The sequence below is a fragment of the Nitratireductor sp. ZSWI3 genome, assembly GCF_024655565.1.
GTDB lineage: Bacteria > Pseudomonadota > Alphaproteobacteria > Rhizobiales > Rhizobiaceae > Nitratireductor.
The window spans coordinates 19,009-43,530 of sequence record NZ_JANKOF010000004.1; the positions used below are offsets into that span (position 1 = coordinate 19,009).

Annotated in this window: 24 protein-coding genes and 1 pseudogene; 11 read left to right on the plus strand and 14 right to left on the minus strand. The window is 61.9% G+C overall.

From position 1 onward, the window contains the following. Positions 1 to 123 precede the first annotated feature (123 nt). From NUU27_RS02510 to NUU27_RS02520, 3 genes are read right to left on the minus strand one after another with little or no spacing between them, the layout of a single operon-like run. Positions 124 to 762: a class I SAM-dependent methyltransferase gene (locus NUU27_RS02510; protein WP_257760475.1), complete on the minus strand. Its 639-nt coding sequence runs from the start codon at positions 760 to 762 to the stop codon at positions 124 to 126. Then, the gene (locus NUU27_RS02515; RefSeq protein ID WP_257760476.1) at positions 759 to 2,972 is read right to left on the minus strand and encodes a molybdopterin cofactor-binding domain-containing protein; all 2,214 of its coding nucleotides are present in this window, start codon (positions 2,970 to 2,972) and stop codon (positions 759 to 761) included. The genes NUU27_RS02510 and NUU27_RS02515 overlap by 4 nt, the downstream gene beginning before the upstream one ends. Positions 2,973 to 2,983: 11 nt before the next feature. After that, positions 2,984 to 3,439, minus strand: coding sequence for a (2Fe-2S)-binding protein (locus NUU27_RS02520; protein ID WP_257760477.1), 456 nt, complete (start codon positions 3,437 to 3,439; stop codon positions 2,984 to 2,986). Positions 3,440 to 3,525: 86 nt separating this feature from the next. On the opposite strand from NUU27_RS02520, the gene NUU27_RS02525 reads away from it, so the two are divergent. Further along, positions 3,526 to 4,464 (plus strand): LysR family transcriptional regulator, encoded by a 939-nt coding sequence (locus NUU27_RS02525; RefSeq protein WP_257760478.1) that lies wholly within the window; start codon positions 3,526 to 3,528, stop codon positions 4,462 to 4,464. 50 nt (positions 4,465 to 4,514) lie between these two features. Here NUU27_RS02525 and NUU27_RS02530 read toward each other — a convergent pair whose 3' ends face one another. Further along, the gene (locus tag NUU27_RS02530; protein WP_257760479.1) at positions 4,515 to 5,423 is read right to left on the minus strand and encodes a LysR family transcriptional regulator; all 909 of its coding nucleotides are present in this window, start codon (positions 5,421 to 5,423) and stop codon (positions 4,515 to 4,517) included. A 117-nt stretch (positions 5,424 to 5,540) separates the two neighbouring features. Here NUU27_RS02530 and NUU27_RS02535 point away from each other — a divergent pair, with 117 nt between their 5' ends. From NUU27_RS02535 to NUU27_RS02560, 6 genes are all read left to right on the plus strand, one after another. Further along, a complete protein-coding gene (locus tag NUU27_RS02535; RefSeq protein WP_257760480.1) occupies positions 5,541 to 6,848 on the plus strand; it encodes a beta-propeller fold lactonase family protein in 1,308 nt (435 codons plus the stop codon). A 235-nt stretch (positions 6,849 to 7,083) separates the two neighbouring features. After that, positions 7,084 to 8,034 (plus strand): GlxA family transcriptional regulator, encoded by a 951-nt coding sequence (locus NUU27_RS02540; RefSeq protein ID WP_257760565.1) that lies wholly within the window; start codon positions 7,084 to 7,086, stop codon positions 8,032 to 8,034. 101 nt (positions 8,035 to 8,135) lie between these two features. After that, positions 8,136 to 9,434, plus strand: coding sequence for a Xaa-Pro peptidase family protein (locus NUU27_RS02545; RefSeq protein ID WP_257760481.1), 1,299 nt, complete (start codon positions 8,136 to 8,138; stop codon positions 9,432 to 9,434). Between the two features lie 5 nt (positions 9,435 to 9,439). Then, entirely contained in the window at positions 9,440 to 10,120 is a 681-nt protein-coding gene (locus NUU27_RS02550; RefSeq protein WP_257760482.1) for an isochorismatase family protein, read from the plus strand. Between the two features lie 11 nt (positions 10,121 to 10,131). Then, complete coding sequence (locus NUU27_RS02555) at positions 10,132 to 11,079, plus strand: alpha/beta hydrolase (RefSeq protein ID WP_257760483.1); 948 nt, start codon at positions 10,132 to 10,134, stop codon at positions 11,077 to 11,079. 157 nt (positions 11,080 to 11,236) lie between these two features. Next, positions 11,237 to 12,892, plus strand: coding sequence for an ABC transporter substrate-binding protein (locus tag NUU27_RS02560; RefSeq protein WP_257760484.1), 1,656 nt, complete (start codon positions 11,237 to 11,239; stop codon positions 12,890 to 12,892). A 191-nt stretch (positions 12,893 to 13,083) separates the two neighbouring features. On the opposite strand, the gene NUU27_RS02565 is transcribed toward NUU27_RS02560, so the two are convergent. The 4 genes from NUU27_RS02565 to NUU27_RS02580 form a co-directional block, all read right to left on the minus strand. Further along, positions 13,084 to 13,803, minus strand: a complete 720-nt coding sequence (locus tag NUU27_RS02565; RefSeq protein ID WP_374565356.1) for a methyltransferase — start codon at positions 13,801 to 13,803, stop codon at positions 13,084 to 13,086. A gap of 142 nt (positions 13,804 to 13,945) precedes the next feature. Further along, positions 13,946 to 14,470, minus strand: coding sequence for a nuclear transport factor 2 family protein (locus NUU27_RS02570; RefSeq protein ID WP_257760485.1), 525 nt, complete (start codon positions 14,468 to 14,470; stop codon positions 13,946 to 13,948). A 38-nt stretch (positions 14,471 to 14,508) separates the two neighbouring features. Continuing rightward, the gene (locus tag NUU27_RS02575) at positions 14,509 to 15,477 is read right to left on the minus strand and encodes an alpha/beta hydrolase (protein WP_257760486.1); all 969 of its coding nucleotides are present in this window, start codon (positions 15,475 to 15,477) and stop codon (positions 14,509 to 14,511) included. Between the two features lie 165 nt (positions 15,478 to 15,642). After that, complete coding sequence (locus tag NUU27_RS02580; protein WP_257760487.1) at positions 15,643 to 16,401, minus strand: AraC family transcriptional regulator; 759 nt, start codon at positions 16,399 to 16,401, stop codon at positions 15,643 to 15,645. Positions 16,402 to 17,186: 785 nt separating this feature from the next. On the opposite strand from NUU27_RS02580, the pseudogene NUU27_RS25465 reads away from it, so the two are divergent. Next, a pseudogene (locus NUU27_RS25465) lies at positions 17,187 to 17,372 on the plus strand (recombinase family protein); the annotation flags it as partial. 95 nt (positions 17,373 to 17,467) lie between these two features. Further along, entirely contained in the window at positions 17,468 to 17,896 is a 429-nt protein-coding gene (locus tag NUU27_RS25470; RefSeq protein ID WP_308219950.1) for a recombinase family protein, read from the plus strand. A 151-nt stretch (positions 17,897 to 18,047) separates the two neighbouring features. On the opposite strand, the gene NUU27_RS02590 is transcribed toward NUU27_RS25470, so the two are convergent. The 3 genes from NUU27_RS02590 to NUU27_RS02600 all read right to left on the minus strand — a co-directional run bounded on the left by NUU27_RS02590 (position 18,048) and on the right by NUU27_RS02600 (position 19,710). Further along, entirely contained in the window at positions 18,048 to 18,365 is a 318-nt protein-coding gene (locus tag NUU27_RS02590) for an Atu4866 domain-containing protein (RefSeq protein WP_257760488.1), read from the minus strand. Positions 18,366 to 18,430: 65 nt separating this feature from the next. Then, positions 18,431 to 18,901, minus strand: coding sequence for a nuclear transport factor 2 family protein (locus NUU27_RS02595; protein WP_374565392.1), 471 nt, complete (start codon positions 18,899 to 18,901; stop codon positions 18,431 to 18,433). A gap of 86 nt (positions 18,902 to 18,987) precedes the next feature. Beyond that, complete coding sequence (locus NUU27_RS02600) at positions 18,988 to 19,710, minus strand: SDR family oxidoreductase (protein ID WP_257760490.1); 723 nt, start codon at positions 19,708 to 19,710, stop codon at positions 18,988 to 18,990. A gap of 109 nt (positions 19,711 to 19,819) precedes the next feature. Between NUU27_RS02600 and NUU27_RS02605 the strand changes: the two genes are divergently transcribed. After that, positions 19,820 to 20,755, plus strand: a complete 936-nt coding sequence (locus tag NUU27_RS02605; RefSeq protein WP_257760567.1) for a LysR family transcriptional regulator — start codon at positions 19,820 to 19,822, stop codon at positions 20,753 to 20,755. Between the two features lie 59 nt (positions 20,756 to 20,814). Here NUU27_RS02605 and NUU27_RS02610 read toward each other — a convergent pair whose 3' ends face one another. Next, positions 20,815 to 21,732 (minus strand): LysR family transcriptional regulator, encoded by a 918-nt coding sequence (locus tag NUU27_RS02610; RefSeq protein WP_257760491.1) that lies wholly within the window; start codon positions 21,730 to 21,732, stop codon positions 20,815 to 20,817. Between the two features lie 117 nt (positions 21,733 to 21,849). On the opposite strand from NUU27_RS02610, the gene NUU27_RS02615 reads away from it, so the two are divergent. Further along, positions 21,850 to 22,842 (plus strand): MBL fold metallo-hydrolase, encoded by a 993-nt coding sequence (locus NUU27_RS02615; RefSeq protein WP_374565394.1) that lies wholly within the window; start codon positions 21,850 to 21,852, stop codon positions 22,840 to 22,842. A gap of 109 nt (positions 22,843 to 22,951) precedes the next feature. Here the strand turns inward: NUU27_RS02615 and NUU27_RS02620 are convergent, their stop codons facing one another. Both NUU27_RS02620 and NUU27_RS02625 read right to left on the minus strand, forming a co-directional pair. After that, the gene (locus NUU27_RS02620; RefSeq protein ID WP_257760492.1) at positions 22,952 to 23,317 is read right to left on the minus strand and encodes a DUF1330 domain-containing protein; all 366 of its coding nucleotides are present in this window, start codon (positions 23,315 to 23,317) and stop codon (positions 22,952 to 22,954) included. A gap of 135 nt (positions 23,318 to 23,452) precedes the next feature. Further along, positions 23,453 to 24,313 carry an SDR family oxidoreductase gene (locus tag NUU27_RS02625; protein ID WP_257760493.1) on the minus strand — a complete coding sequence of 287 codons (861 nt, stop codon included), beginning with the start codon at positions 24,311 to 24,313 and terminating at the stop codon, positions 23,453 to 23,455. Between the last annotated feature and the right edge of the window lie 209 nt (positions 24,314 to 24,522).

Sequence of the window (24,522 nt, forward strand, 5' to 3'; positions counted from 1 at the left end):
TTTCTGCAGCCGTGACACGACCTTACGTTTTCTCGATTGTCGAGGCACGGCGTCTAAAGACCCGCGATTATGAGGAAGCCGCGCCACTCAGCTATCGGTTTCCGGTGCCACGATTCGGGCAAATCAAGCCAGCGGACACCCGGTGCCCCCGTTTCGGCTTGCGTGTGTGGCCCTGGCCGAGCGATCAGGACGCCGGCGGATTCGATAGACCGCCGCCGGCGGAACATTCGCGAGAACCCCGCCGATGCGGGTGGCCTTGAGTCCGAGGCGATCCAGCAGGACGCGCGAGACGGGGCAGCGCGGCCCGTAAGTGAACTGGTAGAAGGCACCATCCGGCCTGAGGTGCCGAAAGGCACCGTCCAGGATGGCCATGACCTTTCTCGGTTTCATGGAAAGGAGCGGCAGTCCGCTGACGACGGCGCCAGCCGGAATCCCCCCGAACGGCTCGATATCCTTGAGGCGTGTCGCATCGATCTGCATAATCCTTGCGACCGGAAAACGGGACTGCAGCAGCCGGACGAAGTCGCTGCCAAGTTCCACGAGCGCCAGTTGCTCCTCCGGTACGCCGCTGGCGATGATGGCGTGCGTGAACACGCCGGTACCCGCACCGAGTTCGATCACGGGAGCCGTTGCTGGCGAGATCTCGGCGGTTATCGCCTCGGCCAGGGCCACGCTCGAGGGGATGACGGAGGCGACCCGAAGAGGGTCCGACAGCCAGGCCCGAAAGAACTGCGCGGCATCAGCGATTGCACCTGTCGTCACGCCCTTCCCCCTTCGCCGGACAGGGCGTCGATGATTGGCAGACGCCGGATGCGCCGGCCTGTCGCGGCGAAAAGCGCGTTGGCCAGCGCGGGTGCCGCCGGCGGCACGCCCGGCTCGCCGAGGCCGCCCCAGGGGCCGTCGCTCTCAAGAAAGTGCACCTCGATCTTCGGAGTTTCCGGCAGCCGAAGCACGGGATAGTCCGGGAAGTTGGTTTGCGCCACGGCACCGTCCTCGAGCGTGATCTTCTCGCGAAGCGCGGCACTCAGCCCCATGATGATGCCGCCCTCCACCTGCTGGAGCGCGGTATCGGGGTGCACGAGCCCACCGCAGTCGACTGCCGCCACCACGCGGTGGATGCGTGGCATGCTGTCTTCGCCGAGCGAAACCTCGACCACCTCCGCCACCCAGGTACCGTAGCTTTCGGCGAGCGCGATACCGCGACCGGAACCGGGCGGGAGCGCCTCGCCCCAGCCCGCTCGTTCGGCCGCAATTTCCAAGACTCGGCGCGCGCGCGAACCCTCAGGCAACAGCATGCGGCGATAATCGAGGGGATCCCTCCCCGACGCATGGGCCAATTCATCGATGAAAGATTCCGTCCAGAAGGCATGCTGCGTATGGGCGACGGAGCGCCAGGTGCCCGTCTGTACATGGGTGGCAAAGTCGATCGAGGCGATTTCCTGGCTGGGGATCGAATAGGGAATGTGGAACGCCTCGTTCCGGGTCGGACCGTTGAGGTAGCGTTGCATCCACGCAGTCGGCATGCCGTCCGCATCGAGCGCGGCGGTCATTTGTGCCGCAAGCGCCGGGCGGTAGGCGCCGTGGGTGAACTCCTCCTCGCGGCTGAGAATAAGCTTCACCGGTCGCGGCGCCATCGCACGGGCAATCGGCACGAGGTGATCGAGATAGTCGGCAGAGGGCGCAATGCGGCGGCCGAAGGAGCCGCCGGCGGGAAGCCCGTGGACCACCACCTTGCTCGCGGCGAGACCGGAAAGCTCGAGAAGCCGTGCCTTGGTGCCGAGTGCATCCTGCTCGCCGCCCCAGAAGGTCAGGACGCCATCGGCGAACTGCATGGTGGCGTTGATCGGCTCCATGGCGGCGTGGTGAAGATAGGGCACGCGATAGGTCGCATCGAAGCGGCGAGACGCATCGGCCGAGGGGAACGCTTCCGATGCATTGCCGAGCGTGACGACGGTCTCTCCCTCGGTCGACTCGAGCGCTTCATCCTGCGCGCGCTCCAGATCTGCTTGAGTGGAGATCGTGATGCCGTCGGCGGAGAACTCCGGTTCCAGGAGATCGAGCGCCCGGCTGGCCTGCCACCAGCTCGCGGCCACCACCGCGACCGCCCGTTCAAGTGGAACGACGCGCTCCACGCCCGGGAGAGCCTTCGCTGGCTCCGTGTCGACGCCGAGCAGCCTGCCGCCATGGACGGGTGCTGCACGGACGGCGGCATGCAGCATGTCGGGGAGCTGCAGATCGATACCGTAACCGAACGTCCCGTCGGTCTTGGCGGGGATGTCGAACCTGAGCGGCGAGGTGCCGACCAGCCGCCACTCGGAGCGCTTCTTGAGCCGTGGATTGGATGGCACGGAGAGGCGTGCAGCTTCCTCGGCGAGCGTTCCGAAGCGCGCCGTTTGCCCGCTCGAGGGATCGGTCACGACGCCGTCCCTGACCGTCAGTTGTCGTGGCGCAACGCCCCAGCGCCGTGCCGCGGCCTCGACCAGCATCTGCCGGGAGGCGGCGGCGACGACGCGCATGCCGGCTTGTCCGGTGAAGCGCACGGCCGTCGATCCGCCGGTGATCTGCAAATTGACGAACCGCGCCGCCTCGGTGAAGACCATGTCGGTGATGCGGTCCGCGAAACGCGGAACGTCGAAGCCTTGCGTGACCCAACCGCGCGCCAGGAACCGGTTTGCGAACGCCTTCTCGCCCGGCGCCCGCTCGGCCCTTACCGTCGACCAGTCGGCGTCGAGCTCTTCTGCCGCCATCATGGCGAGCGCGGTATAGATCCCCTGCCCCATGTCGACATGCGGAATCTGGACCGTCACGGTATCGTCCGTGCCGATCCTGATCCACCCGGCAAGGAGGTGCTCGCCCTCGCCCGCAACAAGGTCGACCGCGTTCCGCTCGAAGCTTTGCGACCATGCACGGTAGCCCACGGCAAGCCCGCCGGCGATGACGGCCGAGCCGATGAGGAATGACCTGCGACGCATAGGCTTGCCCCCTACACCGCTTCAGAAAGGGCGCGGATGGCCGCACGGACCCGCGGATAGGTACCGCAGCGGCAGATGTTGGTGATCGCCGCGTCGATCTCGGCATCGGTCGGGTTGGCCGTTTTCGCAAGCAGGCTCGCCGCAGCCATGATCATTCCCGACTGGCAGTAACCGCATTGCGGCACGCGCGCGTCGATCCAGGCTTGCTGCACGCGATGCGGTTCGCCTTTCGCCGCGAGCCCCTCGATGGTCGTGACGGCGCGACCGGCGACCGCCTCGGCCGGCAGGACGCAGCACCGTTTCGCCTCACCGTCGAGGTGGACGGTGCAGGCCCCGCAGGCCGCAACGCCGCAGCCATATTTCGTGCCGGTGAGCCCGAGATCTTCGCGTAAGACCCACAGGAGCGGTTTGGCAGGATCCACCTCGATGGAAATGTCATCGCCATTGATCTGGAAATCGATCCGCATTGCCGCACCACCGCAGTTTCCGAAGCGTCGCCGGCAGCATATCGGGCGTTGATTGTTCTAACAATTCACCTTAATCTTCACAGACTATGAAGCAACAATTCACAATTCAGGGCCGTCTCCTGGACGGTGCGGTCGCATTTCTGGAGGTGGCAGAGCGACGCAGCTTCCGTGCAGCCGCTACCGAGCTCGGGGTATCACCCTCTGCATTGAGCCAGACGATCAAGGCGCTCGAGACAAGCCTGGGCACGGCGCTGTTGTCGCGGACGACGCGCAGCGTGGGTCTTACGGAGGCGGGAAGCGTGTTTCTGGAGCAGCTTCGCCCCTCACTCGACGGCCTTGAAAAGGCTTTCGAGACTGTTCAGGCCTTTGTCGGCCACCCGTCGGGATTGCTTAGGCTCAACATGCCGCGCGGTGTGATCCCGTTTCTGCTGGACCCCATTCTCGACGAGTTTGCAAAGGCCCATCCGGATGTGCAAGTCGAGATATTTGCCGATGACGGATTCACCGACATTGTCGCCGAAGGCTTCGACGCCGGGGTAAGGCTCGGAGAGTATCTCGCAACCGACATGACTGCCGTTCGCCTGTCCCCGCCGTTTCAGTTTTGCGTTGCCGGAGCGCCAAGTTATTTCGACAAGCATGGCACACCCGCGCGACCGGAGGATCTGCGCCTGCATCAATGCATCCGCTTCCGCGGAGCAAAAACGGGCATATATCGCTGGGAGTTTCAGGAGGGCAGCCGGGAATTCGAGATTGCGGTGGACGGGCCGCTCATCGTCAACGACACCAGCGTGCAATTGTCGGCCGCCCTGCGTGGAACCGGTTTGATCTACAGCGCGGAGCCCATCGTGGCGCCATATCTGGAACGAGGCGCGCTGAAGACGGTACTCGATCGTTTTCGCAGCACTTCACCTGGCTTGTTCCTCTACTATCCAAGCCGCGCGCAGGCGCTCCCGAAGCTTCGCGCATTCATCGATTGCATGATGGGCGTGTCGAAGCGCTTGAACCCTTCCTTGGAGCCTCGGTAGGCGCCATCTGGTGAAGCACCTGACTGCCAACTCATCGGCGCCGACGGCAATCATATCGCCAATTGTGAACTTACGTCCCGCAAAGTGGCTCTGAGCCAGCTATGAGCGGGATCGCTGTCGTTTCGACGATGCCACAATATCGTTTCTTCGTAGCCGGAATACTCTAACGGCACCGGATAGGATCGAATGCCAGGCCAGGGAGCCATATCGAGGATATTCGCCGAGCAGGTACAGATGAGATCGGTCCGAGCAATGATAGCGGGCACGGCCAGTGCGTAGGGCAGGCTCATCACCACGGTCCGTTTCAAGCCCCGGTCATCGAGCATCCGATCAATATAGCCCTTCAGATCGCCCACATGCGTAATCAGAAGGTGCGGGTACTTGAGAAATAGCTCCAGCGTCAGTTCATCACGTATCTCCGGATGGCTCGACGAGACAATCGAAACCCAATCGACGTGAAAAAGCGGTGCGCGCTTGATGGTTGTCGGTGCATCCGGGAGAATCGTGATTGCGAGGTCAACCGATCCCTTCTCGAGTTGCTCAACGATCTCCTGTCGATGCAGGTTTCTGACGATGATCGATGTCTTGGGTGCGATTGAACGCAACATTGCCATCAAACCGGGCATCAACGTTGCCGCGACGTGGTCGGTTGTGCCGATCCTGAAAACCCGGCCTGATAGCTTCGGGGAGAATTTTCCCATGCCCCCGAGCGCGTCTTCGATCTGACGCAGCGCCGCCCTTATCGGATCGGCAAGGTCCAAAGCCTTCTCCGTGGGACGGACGCCATCTGCGGAGCGCACGAACAAGTCATCTGAAAACAGTTGCCGCAGATGAGCCAACCGCTTGCTCATTGCGGGCTGACTGAGGCCGATCCGCGCTGCGGCACCACTCACACTGCCTTCAGCGAGCAGAGCGTCAAACGCAACAAGCAGGTTCAGATCGATCGCAGCTAGGTTCATGACGGATTGTCCTAGAGGTGTCTTTATTTCTATGGGAAATAACCAGATGTCCAATATCGATTAGACGAATTCCGCCTCTAATGAAAGAACGGCAGCCGCATCAAGGGAGACAGACGCATGCGAACACGTACAAGCTTGATGGCGCTGGCGATGTGTATGATGCCGACGCTGTTGCACGCAGAGGACTCCGGCACCGGAACTGAAGCCATTCTCGTGCTTTCAGACACCGACATGGTTCCGACCGTTTATGAAACAGGCGAACTGGGTCCTTTGGAGACCCGGCAGACGGATACCCTTTCCATCGTGACATTGGCCGACGACGGATCACCATCAGCGACAGGGGTCCCGGTGTCGAATTCCACCTACGGCCCGCCCGGCGCCCTCGCGGTATCCCAGGACGGCCGCTTCGCTTTCGTCGCCGAAACGTTCGGCCAACGACCTGAAGGCGCGGTTCGGCTTGACCAGTTGCCTCAGGGAAACGCGATTCGATCGATCAGGCTCCAACGAGATGGCCCGGCCTTGGTCGACACCGTGCAGATCGGCACCCAACCTCAAGCAATCCACCTCAGCCCTGAAGGCGATCTAATCGTTGCCATAACGGTGGACAACGACCGGGAACTGGCCTTCGTGCCGGTTACCGGCGGGCAGTTCGGCAAAGTGTCAAGCTTCGGTCTCAACCTGGAACCTTCAACTGGATTTATCCCGCTCAGGTCCACCTGGGTGCAATGGCACCCAAGCGGTCGATACATTGCAGTCAATCTGGTGGATCGCAACCAAGTGGCGTTCTACGAAGTGGTGCGCGATCGGAGCGGAACCGTCTCGGACATCCGCCCGTGGGGCAATCGCGTCCAGACCAGCAAGTTTCCATTCATGGGAAAGTTCTCGCCGGATGGTCGATACTACATCACGTCGGACCTCCAGTGGGGCATTGATACCGACGGATTCTACGGAGTGCAGGAAGGTATCCTGACAACCGTCAAACTGGCGACAGTCGGCGCCACTGGCGATGCGGCAAGGCATACGGTCCCGCATATCGCGCTGAGTGGTTGGGGAGCGGAAACGATCGCGTTCAGCCCGGACGGACGCTTCCTGGTCACATCCAATCTCCGAGGCACCGGAAAGCCGGACGGATCCAGAGACTGGACGGAGGAAGCATCGCTCAGCCTCTATGAGCTCAACAATGAAACGGGACGCCTGATCCCGCATGGAGAATGGCCCTTTCCCGCCGTGCTCCCACAGGGTCTTGCGTTCGATCGGAAGGGAAGCCGCCTTTATGCCGGTGTGAATCGGTATCGAAACGAAGAAGCACCACTCGGCGGCGCTGTCGAAATCTGGAGCCTGCAAACCGAGGGCCAACCGAGACTCGTTCCCTCGGGTGAAAGCGTCCGGCTTCCCGTAGGCGTGCATACGATCGTGACGCGGTAACCGGGCAAAGGCCAATCGCGCAAAGCGGCTGAATCGGCAGGTCGATCGAAGCTCCGCCCTGCCGATTCAAAATGGCATGCCTGCCCATTATTCGACTTTCGCCAGATAAGCGAATAGATCGTCGATGAGCTGCTCGGGGGCTTTCCAGGCGCGCTCCAATGCCCGGGACGAAGGAGTGGGGCTCGGCTTTGCATGGAGCCAATGAGGTTCGATCGACAGCAAAGAGCAAGGGATGATGTCGCAGGTCAGACCGATCACCTATGCCATTCTGGCATTTCCGGGCTTTCCGATGATGGCCTTCGGTTCCGTCATAGAGCCGCTCAGGGCCGCGAACGTGCTTGCGAAGCGAAAGTGCTACGAATGGACGGTGGTCGGGGCGAGCCCGGGACCCGTGCGGGCCTCGAACGGTGTCACCATCAGCCCTGACGAGTATGCTGGCAACAACCCCAGGGCCGACCGGATCGTCGTCTGCTCCGGCGGCGATGCCGATCACGTCACGGCCGATGAAGCGGTGCATTGGATTCGCAGGAGCTTGCGCGCTGGTGCCGAACTCGGCGCCGTCGCCGACGGCGCCTTCTTCCTGGCGCGGGCGGGCTTCCTGGCCGGGCACGCCTGTACATTGCACTGGACGAGCCAATCGTCATTCGCTGAAGCATTTCCCGATGTGGAACTCAGGCGGGATCTTTACGTCATCGACCGCAAACGGTTTACGTCCGCCGGCGGCGTTGGCAGTCTCGACATGATGCTGGATATCATAGGCCGCGACTTCGGCACTGAACTGGCGTCCGGCGTCGCGGAGTGGTTCGTGCACAGCCCACTGCGCTCAAGCGTCGATCGGCAACTGATGCCGGTGCGCCTACGCACCGGTGTGCGGGATGAACTCGTTCTTTCAGCCATCGCAATCATGGAAGAAGAGGTCGAAGAGCGGCTGGCGATGTCTCGGCTGGCCGCGCGCCTGAAGGTATCCGCTGATCGCCTGGAGCGTGCATTCCGGGCGGAACTCGGGGTCTCGCCGAATTCCTATTATCGCCGGCTTCGGTTGAAGCGGGCAGCGGATCTGCTTGCCCATTCTTCCATCACGGTCAGGGAGGTGGCACTCGCCTGCGGCTTTCAGAACATGTCGAGCTTCGCACGGGCGTTCAAGGATGCGTATGGCCATACACCCCGGCAAACACGCAAGCACTGATTCCCCCTTCATCCAGCGCGCTGAATATCGCATAATTTTTGCGGATTCCTACGCAACATCGCCCTCCACGATGGAGCATGGTCGCGGGAAAGGAGGCGCATATGAGCATTGTTGTTTTCGATCCCGACAGCACCGAGGACGTGGATTTCAAAGACCGCATGCGTCACCCGGCTGCCGCGGATCCCTCAGGCGGCATGTGGCTTTCCGATACAGAACCCTCTTTCATCGATGCGGATAGATTGAGAAAGGGGCGACTGGAAAAGCTGCGCGCCTGGATGGCGGAGGCTGACTATGGCGCCGTTGTCCTCTTCGACCCCTACAACCAGCGCTATGCGACTGGTTCGCGCAACATGTTCGGCTATTTCCTACGCAACTCGACGCGCTATTTCTTCGTGCCGACCGAAGGGCCGATCGTGCTGTTCGAGTATCCGCAAAGCTATCACGTTTCCATGGCGCTCGACACGGTCGATGAGGCGAGGCCCTCGAAACTGGTCTGGTCGTCCGTCTCGGGGCGGGACGATGAAACGGCGGGCCCGTTTGCCGATGAAATCGTCGACCTTCTCAAGGCACATGGCGGCGGTTCGATGAAGCTCGGCCTTGATCGGTGCGGCCATCTGCAGGCCATGGCGCTGGAAAAGCGCGGTGCCGATGTGAAGGACTGCCAGGGAGAGATCCTCGCGGTGCGCGCCGTAAAGACACCCGAAGAAGTCAAATGCCTGCAGGCGAGCATGGCTGGCGCGGAGGCCGCGGTGGCCGCAGTCCGTGAGGCGATCAAACCCGGCGTCTCGGAAAACGAACTTTTTGCCATCATGTATCACGAAGTGATCCGACAAGGCGGCGAGTTCATCGAGACGCGGCTTTTGACCTCCGGACAACGCACAAATCCCTGGTTCAGCGAGGCGAGTGGCCGAAAGGTGCGGCCGGGCGAACTGGTCGCGCTCGATACCGATACGATCGGATGCTACGGCTACTATTCCGATTTTTCGCGCACGTTCCGCTGCGGACCGGGCAAACCGACGGCGTATCAGAAGTCGCTTTACCAGATGGCTCATGAGCAAGTGCAGCACAATATCGACCTCGTCAAACCGGGCATGGCCTTTCGCGAGATCGCCGAGAAGGCTTGGAAAATACCCGATCGCTTTATCGATCAGCGCTATACGTCGGTGATGCATGGCGTCGGCATGCATGGCGAGACGCCGTTCATCGCCCATGCCATGGACTACGAAACCTATGGGCGCGAGGGTGTCATGCAGCCAGGCATGGTGGTTTCCGTCGAAAGCTATATCGGCGAGAAGGGCGGCCGTGAAGGCGTCAAGCTGGAAGACGAGATCCTGATCACCGAGACAGGCACCGAGCTTCTGTCGCGCTTCCCATATGAAGACGAGTTCCTCGAGAGCTGAAGCTCATGAAAGCCCCCATCGCGATTGACCGCCGCAAGATCGCGGCCGTTTTTGTCGACCTGCAGGAAGAGCACCGTCAGGACAGTCGCTATCTGGTCGATCGCTTCGATGCCATTTTGGCAAATGTCCGGATGATCCAGGAAGCCGCGCGGCGCAACGGCGTGATGCTCTATCATTTCGCCTATGTGGTCGACCCGACCGATGCGAACGACACATTTCACCCGAAGATGCCTGACGGCACCGCCATCTTCAGCAACAACGGCCATCCGTGGACAGAAGTCTGTCCCGAAGTTGCGCCGACAAAGGGAGAGCGGCTGCTCACCAAGACCGAGGCGAGCGCTTTCGGCGCAGCGTCTCCGGCCGGTGAGCTCCGGCAAAGAGGCGTCGAGTGGGTGCTCGTGGCGGGCGTCTGGACGGAGGCCTGCATCGACGCGACGGTCAAGGACGCGATCCGCGCCGGTTTCAGGGTGCTACTGGTCAAGGACGCTTGCGGCAGCGGCACGCAGGCAATGCATGAGACCGCCATGCTCAATCTCGCCAACCGACTCTACGGCGGCGCTGTCACCGATACGATCGGCGCCTGCAGGCTGCTGGACGGATCGGCAGTTAACGTCTGGATGGTGGAGGGCTCAACGCCGCTGCGCTTCACCTACCACAATGCGTCAACCCTCTTTGCGGAACTCTAGACGCGTACGCCATGCCTATGGAGCGCGGCAAATACCAGGCCATGCTGGACCGGGAGACCTGGGACTACATCCATGACGTGGAACGCTGGTTCCCGCCCGACATTCTGGACAGACCCGTCGATGAGCAACGTAAAGTCTACGACGCGATGTGCAGGGCCTTCCATGCCGATCGCCCCTCCGGGGTTCGTGCAATGGACATTGCCATACCGTCGGCGGACGGTCCGGTTCGCATGCGCCGCTACTTTATACCCGATGGATCCTCGTCGGTCGTGGTACTTTACTTCCATGGCGGTGGGTTCACGTTCGGTGGCCTCGACAGCCACGATGACATTTGCGCCGAGATCTGCGCCGGCGCGGGACTTGCGGTAATTTCCGTCGACTACCGGCTGGCGCCGGAAAGCCTTCATCCCGCTTCGTTCCGCGATGCTGTTGCCGCCTACCGGTGGCTGGGCGATCAAGACGTTGCCATCCTGTTGTGCGGCGAAAGTGCGGGCGGCAACCTTGCGGCCGCGGTTGCCCATGCAGCCCGTGGCGACCGACATCTTCTGGGACAGGTCCTGATCTACCCCGATCTTGGCGGGCAAGCCGGAAGCGGCTCCTATTTGGAACACGCCCACGCGCCTCTCCTGTCCTTGGCCGATCTCGCCGTGTATCGCAGCATCCGCACCGGCGGGGTGATGAACCATCAGGATCCCACTCTTTGGCCCCTTCAGGATTCGGACTTTTCACGCCTTCCGCCAACCGTCGTCGTGACCGCGGAATGTGATCCTCTATCAGACGACGGCAGGAACTATACAGGGCGGCTGACCGCAGCTGGCTGTCGTGCATATTGGCGCAACGAACCAAGGCTCACGCACAGTTTTCTGCGCTCGCGCAGAACGGTCCGCCGCGCCCAGGCAGCATTCGAGGCCATCCTCGCTGACACCTCGGCTCTTGCCAAGGGTAGCTGGCCTTATTGACCGCCTGTTGCAACCGGCCTGCCGAGGGCCAATTTGCGGATTTCAGCATAGTATTTGCGGAGAAGCGCTCGTTTATGTTCGCCGAGCGGCCTTAACATCGCTTCAGCGAATGGACCGGGCGAAAACTCATCCGGTCTCACTCACCGATACAAGGACAATGGGATCGATCATGCCAAGTTTGATGCTAACCGACAGGTCGCTCCATCCCCAAGCAGAACCTGTTGCGTCCGATTTCCGGAAGGGTTTCCTGAATCGGCGCGAATATCTGGCGATCATGGCCGGCCTTGGTGTCAGCACCGCTGGCTCCCTTGCGCTCGGCGGCATGGCGACGACGCCGGCACGTGCGCAGGAACCGAAACGGGGAGGCGTCCTGCGGGTAGCCATGCAGGTCAAACCCTTCAGAGATCCGCGTAGCTTCGATGGCGTCGAGATGTCGAATGTTGCGCGTCAATGCAACGAATATCTGGTCCGGTGGAACAGGGACTTCACCTTCGAGCCCTGGCTTCTCGAGGGGTGGGAAGCAAGCGACGACGCACGACAGCTTACCCTTAAGGTCAGACCGGGCATCGAGTGGTCAAACGGCGACGCGTTCGATGCTGGTGATGTGGTGCATAATCTTGTCCGCTGGTGTGACGCTTCCGCGCCCGGCAATTCGGTTGCATCGCGTCTGCGGTCTTTGATCGATCCCGACACGAACCGTGCCCGCTCAGACGCCATCGAGCAGGTTGACGACCACACGATCAAGCTCAACCTGGCTTATCCGGATGTGTCTCTGATCGCTGGTTTCACGGACTATCCATGCCTCATCATGCACCGCAGCTATGACGGCAGCACGGATCCCCTCGACGCATTGGCGATCACGACCGGGCCTTGCGAGTTGGTCGCATGGGAAGGCAGCACGCGTGCCGAGGTCCGGCGCAAGCCGACGGCCTGGTGGAAGGGCGACTTCCTGCTCGACGGCATCATATGGGTCGACTATGGAGCGGATCCGAACACGATGTTTTCGGCTTTCGAATCCGAAGAGGTCGACACCAATCATGAAACTTCCGCCGATCTTCTCTTGCAGGCGGAAGCCGTCGGTCTGTCGAACTCCGAGATCCAGACGGCCAACACCGTCGTGGCCAGATTCAACGTCATGAACCCGCCCTATGACGACGTGCGGGTGCGCCGTGCCGCCCAGCTTGCGGTCGATAACGGCGCAATCCTGACACTGGCGATCGACGGCCGTGGATCCGTGGCGGAGAACCATCACGTCTCGCCGATCCATCAGGAATATGCCGATGTCGGGCCGCACATCCGTGACGTCGCGGCATCGAAGGCGCTGTTGAGCGAAGCGGGGCAAAGCAAATTCGAATTCGAGCTGATCTCGGCCGACGATGATTTTTACAGGCTCACTGCCGATGCGATCGCCGCGCAGATGCGCGAAGCCGGTCTGAGCGTGAAACGCACTGTGCTGCCGGCCTCGACTTTCTGGAATGACTGGAACAAGTTTCCGTTTTCCTGCACCGAGTGGCTTGGAAGACCGCTCGGCGTTCAGGTTCTAAGCTTGGCCTACAGGACGGGCGCGGCATGGAATGAAAGCGCATATTCCGACCAGGAGTTCGACGATCTGCTGGACAAGGCGGTGGCGACACCCGATGTCGAGGAGCGGCGCGACCTGATGGCGAAGATCGAGCGGAAACTGCGCGATTCCGGCATTATCATCCAACCCTATTGGCGTTCCGTGTATCGGTCCTTCCGGCCGGGCGTACACGGGTGCGAGCAACATCAGGCATTGGAGCAGCATTTTGAGAGTGCCTGGATAGAGGACTGACGTCGGGAGCGACCAGCTCATCGCCTGACGAAAAGCGAAGAGGCGCCGTCGGGCAGTGCCACCGCGTATGGCGGATATTGTAGAGCTCGGTTCTCAAATATATGTTCCGACAAATGGGCCTGCGCAGAAGAACATCGGCGTGGCTCGGGAATCTCACTGTTGTGTGCTGCAGACCTTCAACAGGTCTGTGACTATGAACCACGCTGAGACTCAGGTTCGAATAAAAAGACTGCGTTCTTTTGCGGCCCAACCCGGTTAATCGCCCCGAAATCCGGTCCCGAGTATTCGGCAAGCAGTTGAAGCCGCGTGCGAGGCAAAAAGGCACGCCATGGATCGCCAATCAAGACCTTGATGTCGGCTTCAAGGCATCGTTCCAGAAAGATAGTGACACGCTCCGCAACATCCTGATCGTAGAAGAGGTCGCCGACCAACACAAGGTCAACCACTGGGGGCGATGATGCCGTCAGGTCTCCCAGGGAGGGCACGACTGTAACGCCATTGGCCGCGGCGTTTAGGTCTATCGCTGTCATGGCGTAGGGGTCGGTGTCAGCGGCGATTGTTTCCATTGCACCCGCCTTCATCGCTGCAATGCCGACGATCCCCGAGCCGGCGCCCAGATCGAGTATTCGTCGGCCGACGACAAGTTTCGGATTATCCAAAACGTGGCGCGCAAGTGCGAGACCACCACCCCAGTCATACGCCCAATACGGGGTGCCGAAATTCTCGTCCCTTTCAGCAAGTCGCCACAGCCCGCTCTTCGGGGTTGCGCGGTGCAGACGAATCTCCGGGACCGAGGGTACCGGGCCGATCGGCAAGTTTTCTTCAATGAACCGTTGGACCCGAACGAAAGCTGTGGCGTCGATAGATGCTTCTCCGAATTGATGGACGTCATTGCCGCCGTTCTTGGGCACTGGCAATGTCCGCAGCGGGTCGCCTCGGGTGGGAGAGTCGTTCCAGACTCTCCCAATAGGTCGTTCCGGCGCGCTGCTCTATTTCATTCACATTTCCAAGATCCGCGTCGATGCCTCGTAGCAGCCTCCGAATTGCTAGAAATCAGTTACCTGATCGGGTCCGCTCGGCGGCTTTCTCTACCAATCCACGATCTCCCATCTCGTGGGTTCGGGTCATGATCAGACGCCTCACCTTCCAGTCACCCTCGACTTTCACGAGTTCGTATCGGTAGTGCCCCAGGAGCACCCAATTTTGATCTTCGATGCTGTGCGCCGCTTGAAAGTCCGCCTCCGCGATTGCCGATTCGCCGGTGTACTCGATGATCGTGTGATTGGTTACCAAATGTAGTGTCTGATCGAATCCCGGCAGAAAGGACGACCACTGCGCGATCACCTCGTCGCGGGATTGACGTGTCGGCTCTCCGCCCCAAAGGCTCGTATAGTCAAGCGTTACCGTCTCGGCAAAGGCGCCCTGAACACGGTCCCATTGGTGCCGATCTGCACCGGCCGCGATGTCTGTGATTGTTTCGACGATCGCTTGCCGATCCCGAATATCGACGACCTCGGCCTTTGCCATTGCGGCCCCCATAAGGATCGTGCTGGCGGATAAGAGAATAGCCGTCTTCATGATTTGTCTCCGGTTGCTGCGTTGCCGGTCTGCTCGACCTACCCGCCGGGATTGAGAGTGCGTCCAAAATGGTCTGCCGCTGCATCGGCGGCCCGCTTCACGGGGTCGGGTTGATCGTAGAAATCGAACTGGCTGACATTGTCGAGCCATAGCTCAGACGCGGCAGAGCCGAGCAACTCCAAGAACGCATGCGCTCCCTGTGGCACCGCCGCCGCCTCGGAATGCACAACGAGTGTCGGCTTTCGCAGGTGCCCGCCAATGACGACGGAATCATAGGTCAGCCACGGTTCCCAGGACGCAAGATTGAACTTGTTGTCATATTGCGGGATCAAACCGCGATCGGTCTCGGTGTAATATGGCACCTGGTACATCAGCGAAGTTTCGTCCGTCGTGCTTGCCGCCACGATAATCTGCGCGTCACCGTTTGCCTCCGCAGCTTCGGCTTCGCGCGAGGTCTCGATGAGATTGGCGACGCCATCGGCACCTCCATACACCTGCTCGACGATCTCGGCATTGTGAAGCCACGGCGCGACAAGAGATACGCTCTTCAACGTCGCGTGACTCGCAGCCGCATCTGCCATGTAACCCGCCGATGCACAAATCCCGAGCCCACCGATCCTTTCCGAATCGATCTCCGGCAGAGTGGTCATGTACTCAGCAGCAGCCATAATGTCAGCGGTCTTTGCCGCCGGATCTTCTTTGAAGCGAACATCACCTTCCGACTCGCCCCAGCCACGAAAATCGAAGGCCAGTGCGGCAAAGCCGCGCTCGGCCATTTCTCTTGCATAAAGCCCCGGCATCTGCTCCTTGACCGAGGTCCATGACCCCGTCACCAATATGCCCGGCAGCTTCGCACTTGCGGACGCTTCAGCAGGAACATACAGGGTTCCAACCAGCGTCTCCCCGTCACTTTCAAACGACACCTGACGGGTGCGTACATCAGTTGAATGTGCGGCGGAAGTCATCAAGACGGCGGCGAGTGCCGACAAGACCAGCGCTTTTCCCATGGCCAACTCCTCTCATTCGGATTTGATTGAGCGGGAGTATGACTGCGCTATCTGATCGGCGCCGCTGCAAATATTGGCGACTTTTCGGTCATTCTTGCGGAAGTTGGAACGCAGTGAGCAAAGGGCCTCGGCGAGGTGGATTCCACAAGCCGCATGAGAAAGGGACTAATGCTTGCGAAACGCTCCTGGGGTTACGCCGACTTGCCGCTTGAAGTGCCGGCCGAAACGAGACACATCCTGATAGCCCACTCGCGCTGCTACCTCGGCAATCGGGACGCGTGTCGTCACGAGGAGGATCTTTGCGCGTTCGATCCTCTGGCGAATGACATATTGAAGTGGAGATTGACCGAAGGTCGTCCGGAATGCCCGAGCAAAATGGAAACGGCTCATGGCCGCCTCCGCAGCCAGCGCCTCGAGGGAAAGATCGCTCGCCAAATTGTCCTGCAAATAGCCAACGGCACGGCGCAGGCGCACATCGTCGATTGCGCTGATGGACGCCTCAATTGGTTGAACCAGTCGCGTGAGGTGCGCCGCCAGCGCCAGGTCCATCGTCTCGCGGTAAAGCGTCGAAGCCCCCTCCCGCTCCAGGACTGCACGATGAACAAGCTGTACAAGAAGCGGGTCGAGATGACCGAATGCCGGTTCGAAGTGACGACGACTATCATAGCCGACGTCGTGCAAGAGGGAGTTGGCAAACTCGACAGTGAGATAGGAATGTGCCTCATCAAATTCACAGACGCCGGAAATGCCAGGCGGGAGAACCCAGCCGGCAAGTTCAGGCAATGGGACGAGCCGCTTCCGATCCGAACCAACGGCAACCCTGTGCGTATCCTGCCCCACCAGGAATACCCCGACGGCAAGGCGCGGCAGCGAAAAGGAGCCGCCTCCGGGCGGGACATCCATTCTCCGTGCTGTCAGTTCCATTTTGCTCCAACCCCACGTCACGAAGGTACAGCACAGCTGGCACAAAGCCTGTTCTTACAATTATAGCATTTTGACTGCAAAGACTCCGATCAGATTCCAACCCTGAGTGTCGTCCATCGTTGAATGTTGAAGCGAGGATATACCGCCGAGAGCCCATGGAAGATCAACAACACCAAGGGGCGACCGCCCGAAATCTGTCAAAATCATGGGTTCTGAGCCTGGCGGCTGTTAGGGATCTGCGGCGAGCTGGGCAGCGTTTTTTGAGTATGATTCAGACGAAGGCGATGAGATGAAGATCTGTGAGGGTTAACGAGGCATCCAGGAATTTGTTCATTGCCGACGAAGCTATGACCGGCTGGGGCCGGACGGGAGCACTTCACAACGTGAACAAGGCTCGCCTATGAATGGGTACATTCACGTGCGCACGTCACTTGCCGTCAATGTCGCTTAATGCTGAGCTGATCGTTAGAGAGCTTAAAGCTTGGTAGAGCCAAGGCAGGCCGACAATCGCTATCCCGGCTGACTGACTCTTGGCTCACGATGGCTGCGTACCACTGTTTGCAGACGACAATCGCTGCTTTGAAGAGTGGATGACACGTAAGAAGGCATCTACCAGAGTATCGAACGATTCAGGGGACGAGGGATCCGACTTCGAGCAGCGCACCGCGAGCAAACTGAGGAACATAGTGCATGCTTTGGCGCGCATGGCTGCAAGACAGCACCATGCGGAGTCTTGCTTGGCTGCAGAAAAGGATTCAGACTCGAAATCCTGATACTTCGAGGATTTGACCCGCGAACGAGCCGAGCGCGAGGGCTGGCGGATTGCCGACAGCTATAGTGATCGGTCGATTTCTGGCGCGAGCCTCCTCCGCCCGGGAATTCAGGCACTGCTGCATGACGCCCAAGAGCGCCGCTTCGATATCGTGCTCGCGGAATCGCTCGATCGCATTTCCCGTGACCAGGAAGATATCGCAGGCGTCTACAAACGCCTGACTTTCGCCGGTGTGCGCATCGTCACGCTATCCGAAGGCGATATCAGCGAACTGCATATTGGCCTCAAGGGACGATGGGTGCTCTCTATCTCAAGGACCTTGCCGATAAGACACGCCGCGGCCTGCGCCGGCGGGTGGAGGAAGGCAAGTCCGGCGGAGGCAACAGCTACGGCTATCGGGTTATGCGCCAGGCGACCGCCGATGGCGAGCCTATCCGCGGCGAACGCAAGGTGGACCCCGCCGAGGCTTCTATCGTCCGGCGCATCTTCCAGGACTACGCCGTCGGCAAATCACCACGCCGCATTGCCCAGGAATTGAATGCCGAAGGCATCCCCGGCCCGCGCGGCAAAGGATGGGACCGAGCACGCTGTTCGGCAACGTCAAGCGAGGCAACGGCATCCTCAACAACGAACTCTATGTCGGTAAGCTCGTCTGGAACCGCCAACGCTTGGCCTCTTCTCTTCGTCTCGCCGCCAATGTCTGAGGCGCGCGTGCAAGTGTGACAGTTGGGGACAGCAATGCCCCGATGTCGCACAGATTTGGGGGCTTCGCCTTGGTGGGCGCGCTCGGCTCACTCCATGCCGGCATCGCGACTCCGGTGCAGGACGCTGCGGTCAGCTTCCTCGGCGCGGCCGCAGCGTCGCAGGTGAGGCCCTATTCCTGCCGCCGGAGGATCATGCCCCCGTGGTGCAGCGTGTTCTCATCGACAAAGGTGCCATCGGCGGTGAAGCCGGTGTCATCCCAGTACTGGATATAATTCCCGTCCACTTCGTAGCGCCCCTGGTAGGCGCTCTCGCGCGTTCCGCGCGCTTCGTCGTAGCGACCGTTCGGCAAGAGTTCATGGCGAACCCTGTTGTCGTCGGTGTGCCACATTCCGACATAGGGGTGATCGGCCCGGGCGCTGTCCGAAGCTGCGCCGGAAGGCTGCCCCAGAAGGGCCAGGGCAACGGCGGAGGCAAAAGTTTTCTGCATCTTGATCTCTTTCAACTGAAGGGGGTGGGAAGGGGCGCGTTCTTCAAATGCGCCGCCTTGTCGGGTTACTCCGTGACCGGCTCGTTGTTCTCGACGACCTCCTGATAGGCCTCCAGATCGAGAAAGGCCTCGGCTTCCACGACCAGCCCGTCTTCGATCCGGAAGATCCAGACGAACTGATTTTCGTAGGCCGCGCCGGAGGTGGTGGTCGCGGCGCCATCGAAGCGGACGATCACCGTGTCCTCCACCGCCCAGATGGCGTGGACGTCGGGCACAACCGGCGAGGACAGGCGGCTGACCAGCGGCAAGGAGGCATCCTCCACAAAGCTGTCGCGGCTTTCATAGGTGCCCGCCACCGGGCCGGAGCCATGAATGGTCCAGCGCACGTCCGGCGCGAGCAAAGCGTCGAAGACGCTGCCGCCCGCCGCCCATCTGTCGAAAGCCTCGCGCACGAGGGCCTCATTTCGTGCAGCCGTGCCCGATTGATTGGCCATCGCCGGGGCTGCCAGAACAGCGAAGGCGCCGGCGAGCAGCATGGATCGAATGGCGCTCTTACGGATGGATTTTCTCAAGGTGTTTCTCCTTCTGGTTGAGGTACTGGATGTTGGGAGGCCTGCGTGGTTCATCCCTGCTGACCCTGCGGGCGTACGGTGATCTCGTTCACGCCGACATTTTTCGGGCTCTCGATGACATGGTGCACAAGCCGGCCGATATCGGTGGGCTGAAGGGCGATGGCGCGATACTCATCCATGAAGGCCATCGTCTCTTCATGCGTGATCGTCTGCGCCAGTTCGCTCTCGACGACACCCGGGTTCACGCAGGTCACCCGGATATGAGGACTTTCCTGCCGCAACCCGTCCGAGATCGCCCGCACCGCGAATTTCGTACCGCAATAGACCGCCGCCGTCGGCACCGCGTGCAGCGCGCCGATGGATGCGATGTTGATGATCTGGCCGGCGTTTTGACGGTCCATCACCGGAAGCACGGCGCCGATGCCCCAGAGCACGCCCTTGACGTTCACGTCCACCATGCGCTCCCACTCGTCCTGCTTGCCTGCCGACATCGGCGACAGCGGCATCACACCCGCGTTGTTGACAAGCACGTCGATGCGGCCCCAGAGATCGAGGGCGGTGGCGGCAAAGGCGGCAAACTCATCGCGGCTGGTCACGTCGAGCGCGCGGAACTCGGCAGTGCCGCCGTCGGCCCTGATGTCCGCGGCAATCGCGGCAAGCCGGTCTGTGCGCCTTGCGCCGAGCAGCAGCTTTGCACCGGCGGCCCCGAGGGCGCGTGCGATACCCTCCCCGATGCCGCTCGAGGCGCCGGTGATGAGAATGACCTTGTCCATGTGCAACTCCTTCGTTTCGCCCTGTCTTGCGTCTGACGAGAAGGTGGCGGCGGTTGGCTGTCGCTTGTAGCCCCTTCTGCGTTGATGCTATGGTTAGCGAAGCTGGACAATTGTCATGGATCTCAACCTTCTCCCGCTTCTGCTCGCCGTCGCCGAGGAGCGGAATTTCCGCGCCGCCGCCGACCGGATGGGAGTCACGCGCTCTGCTGTCAGCCAGTCCATCCGGCGGCTTGAAGACCAGCTACGAACCGCTCTCGTCCTGCGCACCACCCGCTCGGTCCACCTGACCGAGGCGGGCGCGGCTCTTGTCGCTGCGCTGCAGGCACCGCTGACCGAAATCGGCGGGGCGCTGGAAACCGCCCAGGCACGGGACGTACCGCGCGGACACCTCAAGCTGACGGCCACCTCGATCGCCGAGCCATTCCTCTCGGGCCCGCTCCTGGCAGGGTTCGTGCGGAGCCACCCGGAGGTGACGGTGGATGTGACGGTGACGGACGAGGAATTCGACATCGTCGCCCATGGCTTCGATGCCGGCGTCCGGCTGGGCGAGGTCATCGAGAAAGACATGATCGCGGTGCCGGTCGGCGGAGACCAGCAGGAACGCGCCGCTGCCTCCCCGGCATATCTGGCCCGACACGGCGTCCCGGCCCATCCGCGCGAGCTGGTTGACCACCCCTGCATCGGCTGGCGCCGCGCGCCGGAACTTGCCCCGCACCGCTGGGAATTCGTCGAGAACGATCAGCCGTTCGACGTGGCAGTGAATCCCGGATTCACCACGAACGACCTGCGCCTCATGATCCGGATGGCCCTTGCGGGCGCCGGGATCACCTTCGCCCCCGAAGAGTGCCTGCAGGAGCATTTCGACAACGGCTCGCTCGTTCCTCTGCTGGACGCGTTCCTTCCCGCCTTTCCGGGCTTTTTCCTGTACTTCCCACAGCGCCGCAACATGCCCCCCAAACTGCGGGCGCTGGTGGATCATGTCCGGCGATTCAGAGACCCGCGCGACGACGTCGCCCAGTCGGCCGGAGGCGCGCCCGTATCTTGACGTGCAGCGAGCCAGCCCGCATCAGTCGGGGATGGTGGTGAGACAGGGTGAGAGCCTCGTCATGGACCTGTGTGCGCGGCCGTTGGCCTGTTGGAGCGACGGACGAATCCCAGGAACGCCTGCATCGCCGCGCTGCTGTGCCGACGGTTGGGGTAGTACAGATACCAACTCGGCAGACGTGGGCTCCAGTCCGCCAGAACCTCGACCAGCCGCCCTTGGTCGATCGACGCCCGGGCGTAATCCTCGAAGACATGGGCGATCCCCTGCCCGGCCAGAGCCGCCTGAAGCTCCTGATGCGCGGAATTGAGCGTGAGGCGTCCCCGGGGTTCGATCTCCACCACCTTGCCGCCCTTCTCGAAATGCCACTCGGCAATGGTGCCTCCGGGATAACGGCGCCGGATGCAGGTGTGCCCCACAAGGTCGGCCGGCGCCCCGGGCTTGCCGTTCTCGGCAAGATACTCCGGCGCGGCCACGATCGCATAGCGCAGCGGCTGCCCCAGCGGCACCGCGATCATGTCCTGCGCCAGATGTTCGCCGAACCGCACCCCGGCGTCATAGCCTTCTGCGACGATGTCGACGATGGCCGCGTCGCTGACGAACTCGACGTTCACATCCGGGTATTCGGCCATGAAGGCGAAGGCCAGCGGACAAAGCACATGGTCCACGGCGGGCGCGGGTGCATTGATGCGCAGCGTCCCTGACGGTCGGTCGCGCAGCTGGTCGATCTCGGCCAGCGCGAGGCGGATGTCGGCCAGGGCGGGGTCAAGCCGGGAGAGCAGCCGCGTCCCCGCCTCCGTCGGCGCCATGCTGCGCGTGGTCCGGTTCAGGAGGCGCAGGCCGACGGCCCGCTCCAACGTCGCGACGGTCTGGCTGATGACCGAAGAGGCCACGCCGCGTTCCCGCGCTGCAGCGCGAAACCCGCCCGCGCGCACCACGAGGGCGAAGGTTTCGAGATGATCCAGACGAACAGGGGCCATTGATCGCTTTTTCCGAACAGCTTGCTCAACTCTGTCCGGGTTATATCAACGGCGCGCCGATGTCATCTATCCTCCTGAACCGAATGGCCGTGCTTCTAACCGTAGAAACAAGAAAGGATCACCATGCTCACGATCAATCGACGCAGGATCATGCTGACAGCCGCCGCCGGCGCCTCAGGCGCGTTGCTGGTGCCCGGTGCGGTTCCTCGTGCCCGCGCGGGAGATGTCGCGGAGCAGGCGAATTGGAACAGCGGCATCTATCGCTTCCACGTCGGCGACATCGCCGCCACGGTCGTCTCGGACGGGAACATCGGCGGGCCGCCGGCTGTCTATGCCGGCAACGCCCCCGAAACCGAGTTGGAAGAGGTCCTGCGCAGGGCCTTCCTCCCCACGGATCGCATGACCCTGAACCTCAACACGCTGCTGCTTGAGATCGGCGGGCGCCGTGTCTTGCTCGAGGCAGGGGCCGGCCCGACGATGGGACCCGACGGGGGCCGCCTTTTCCGGCACCTGAAGGCCATGGGCCTGACGGCCGAGGATATCGACGTCATCGTTATCTCCCACACGCACCCCGACCATGTCGGCAATCTGCGCGCAGCGGACGGTTCCCGTGCCTTCCCGCGCGCCACAGTGATGGTGCCACAGCCGGACTGGGCCTTCTTCATCGAATCCGACCCCGATCTGTCCTACATGCCCGTGCCACAGGATTTCCGCGACCGGTTCGGCGCGAACATCAAGGCCAGCGTCGAGCCCTACGCGCAGGACGTCGAGCTGTACCAGGCTGGGGCCGAAGTGCTACCAGGCCTCGCGACCCTTCCCGCAGAGGGACACACCCCCGGAATGGCCGCGTTCCTCATCCACTCGGGCGATGACCAGCTGCTGCTGACCTCTGATCTCGCCTATCACCCTGTGGTCAACATCAACGAGCCATGGCGCCCTGGCCCGGATCGGGACAAGGAGACCGCCGCCGCCTCCCGCCAGCGGATATTCGACCGTGCCGCCGCCGAGCGGATGCTGGTGCTGGGCTTCCACTTCCCATTCCCCGGACTCGGGCACATCCTGCGCACCGACACAGGCTACGCCTGGGTACCGGCCAACTGGCAGTTCTGAAACGGGCCCGGCAGGAGGGGCTGTTTCGGCCCGTCCTGCCGGGAATATCGCCCGCCGCTTTCGCAGTCCATGTCCTTACGCATTGTTCGTCGCGATGGCTGGCTTTGTCTCAGCCTTGCCCTCGCGTCGGCTGAAGAACAGCCTCCGCAAGGGATGCCTCTCTCAGAGGGGCGGCCTTTTCCCGGTAGTCGCTGTCCTGCACCATGTCAGCGAAAGCGCGGCGGTTGGGATAACGGACCAACGCCACGGCGTCCCAGGCTTGACCACTTTCGGCGGAAAGGGCTGGCAGGCCTTCTCCTACGTAAACGATTTCCGCACCGTACTTGGCAACAAGCGGACCGGCGACCTCAAGATATGCGGCATATCGCTCCCGCCCCCCGTCAGGCCGGAACCGGAGCAGATTGAGCATGACGACTGGCAGGCCGTCATCCTCGGCCATGAAACGTGTGAATCTATCTTCGATGAGGGTCAGCATTCCTGGTTTTCCTTTGAGTGAGATGTTCCGGACTATCTCTCGGACTCCGTATTCGGCAGGAGCCTCGCGTGACCGGAAGCACTTCGTGGTGCCAGCGCGTCCGGCCCTGCCTCAGGGCCTCCGGCCCGTCGCGCTTCAGTTCAGACCGCCATTCGCGTAGACGGTCTCTCCATTGACCCAGCCACCGCCTTCGGAACAGAGCAAGGCGATCACTTCGGCGATGTCCTCCGGTTGCCCGAGCCGACGCAGCGGCGTTGCCTCTGGGATGCCTCGCAAGGCTTCTTCCCCGTGCTGGCGCAGCAATTGGGTGTCGACAGCGCCCGGGGCGACCGCGTTGACCGTGATGTTTCTTCCGGCAAGTTCCTTGGCGAGAACACGTGCATAAATCTGCAGCTCCGCCTTCGTGCCGGCATAGGCGGCGGCGGCCGGAGGCGTTTGTCGAACGATGCCCGATGAAAGGGTGATGATGCGGCCGCCGTCGCGCACATTGCGAGCCGCCTCGCGAAGGGTGTTGAATCCGCCCTTCACGTTGGTGGCGATCATGCGATCGAATGCGTCGTCGGTCATATTCGCAAAGGTGCCGACATTCATGATGCCAGCGTTGCCGACAACGACATCGACGCCGCCGAAGGCCTCTTCGTTGGCCGCGAACAGGGCGCGTACTGCATCCGGATCGGCCACGTCAGCCTGCCGCCAGATCGCCCGCCCGCCCCCGGCTTCGATCTCGGCAACGACCTGCGCGGCCAGATCGGTATTGACCAGGCAGTTGACGGTGACGGCAAAGCCGTCTCGGGCCAGCCGTCTGGCGGTGGCCGCGCCAATTCCGCGAGACGATCCGGTCACGATGGCGGCGCGGCCGCTTCCGGGCAGGGTGGTTACTTCTGGGGCCGTCTGTGCAGACGCCGCTCCGCCGAGAGCAAGGGCTGCCGGGCCTGCCGCAGTGAGCGCCAGAAAGGTGCGGCGGGACGTGCCAGGGGTGTCGTTCGGTTCAGTCATGCTACAGGCCTCTTCGATTTGAGCCCCGCGAGGGTTCGGGCCACGCCGCCGGGTTGGGACATGCGGGCGCATGAGCCATCGCGCGACGCAGGCATCCTCTGGGGAAGCGTCACATTCAGGTGCGAAGCAAAGGCCGGCTCCCGGTCCGAAAGAATGGCCTTGGGCCGCCATGGTCTGTTCCGGCGCATGGCCTCGCTTCGAGCTTCAAC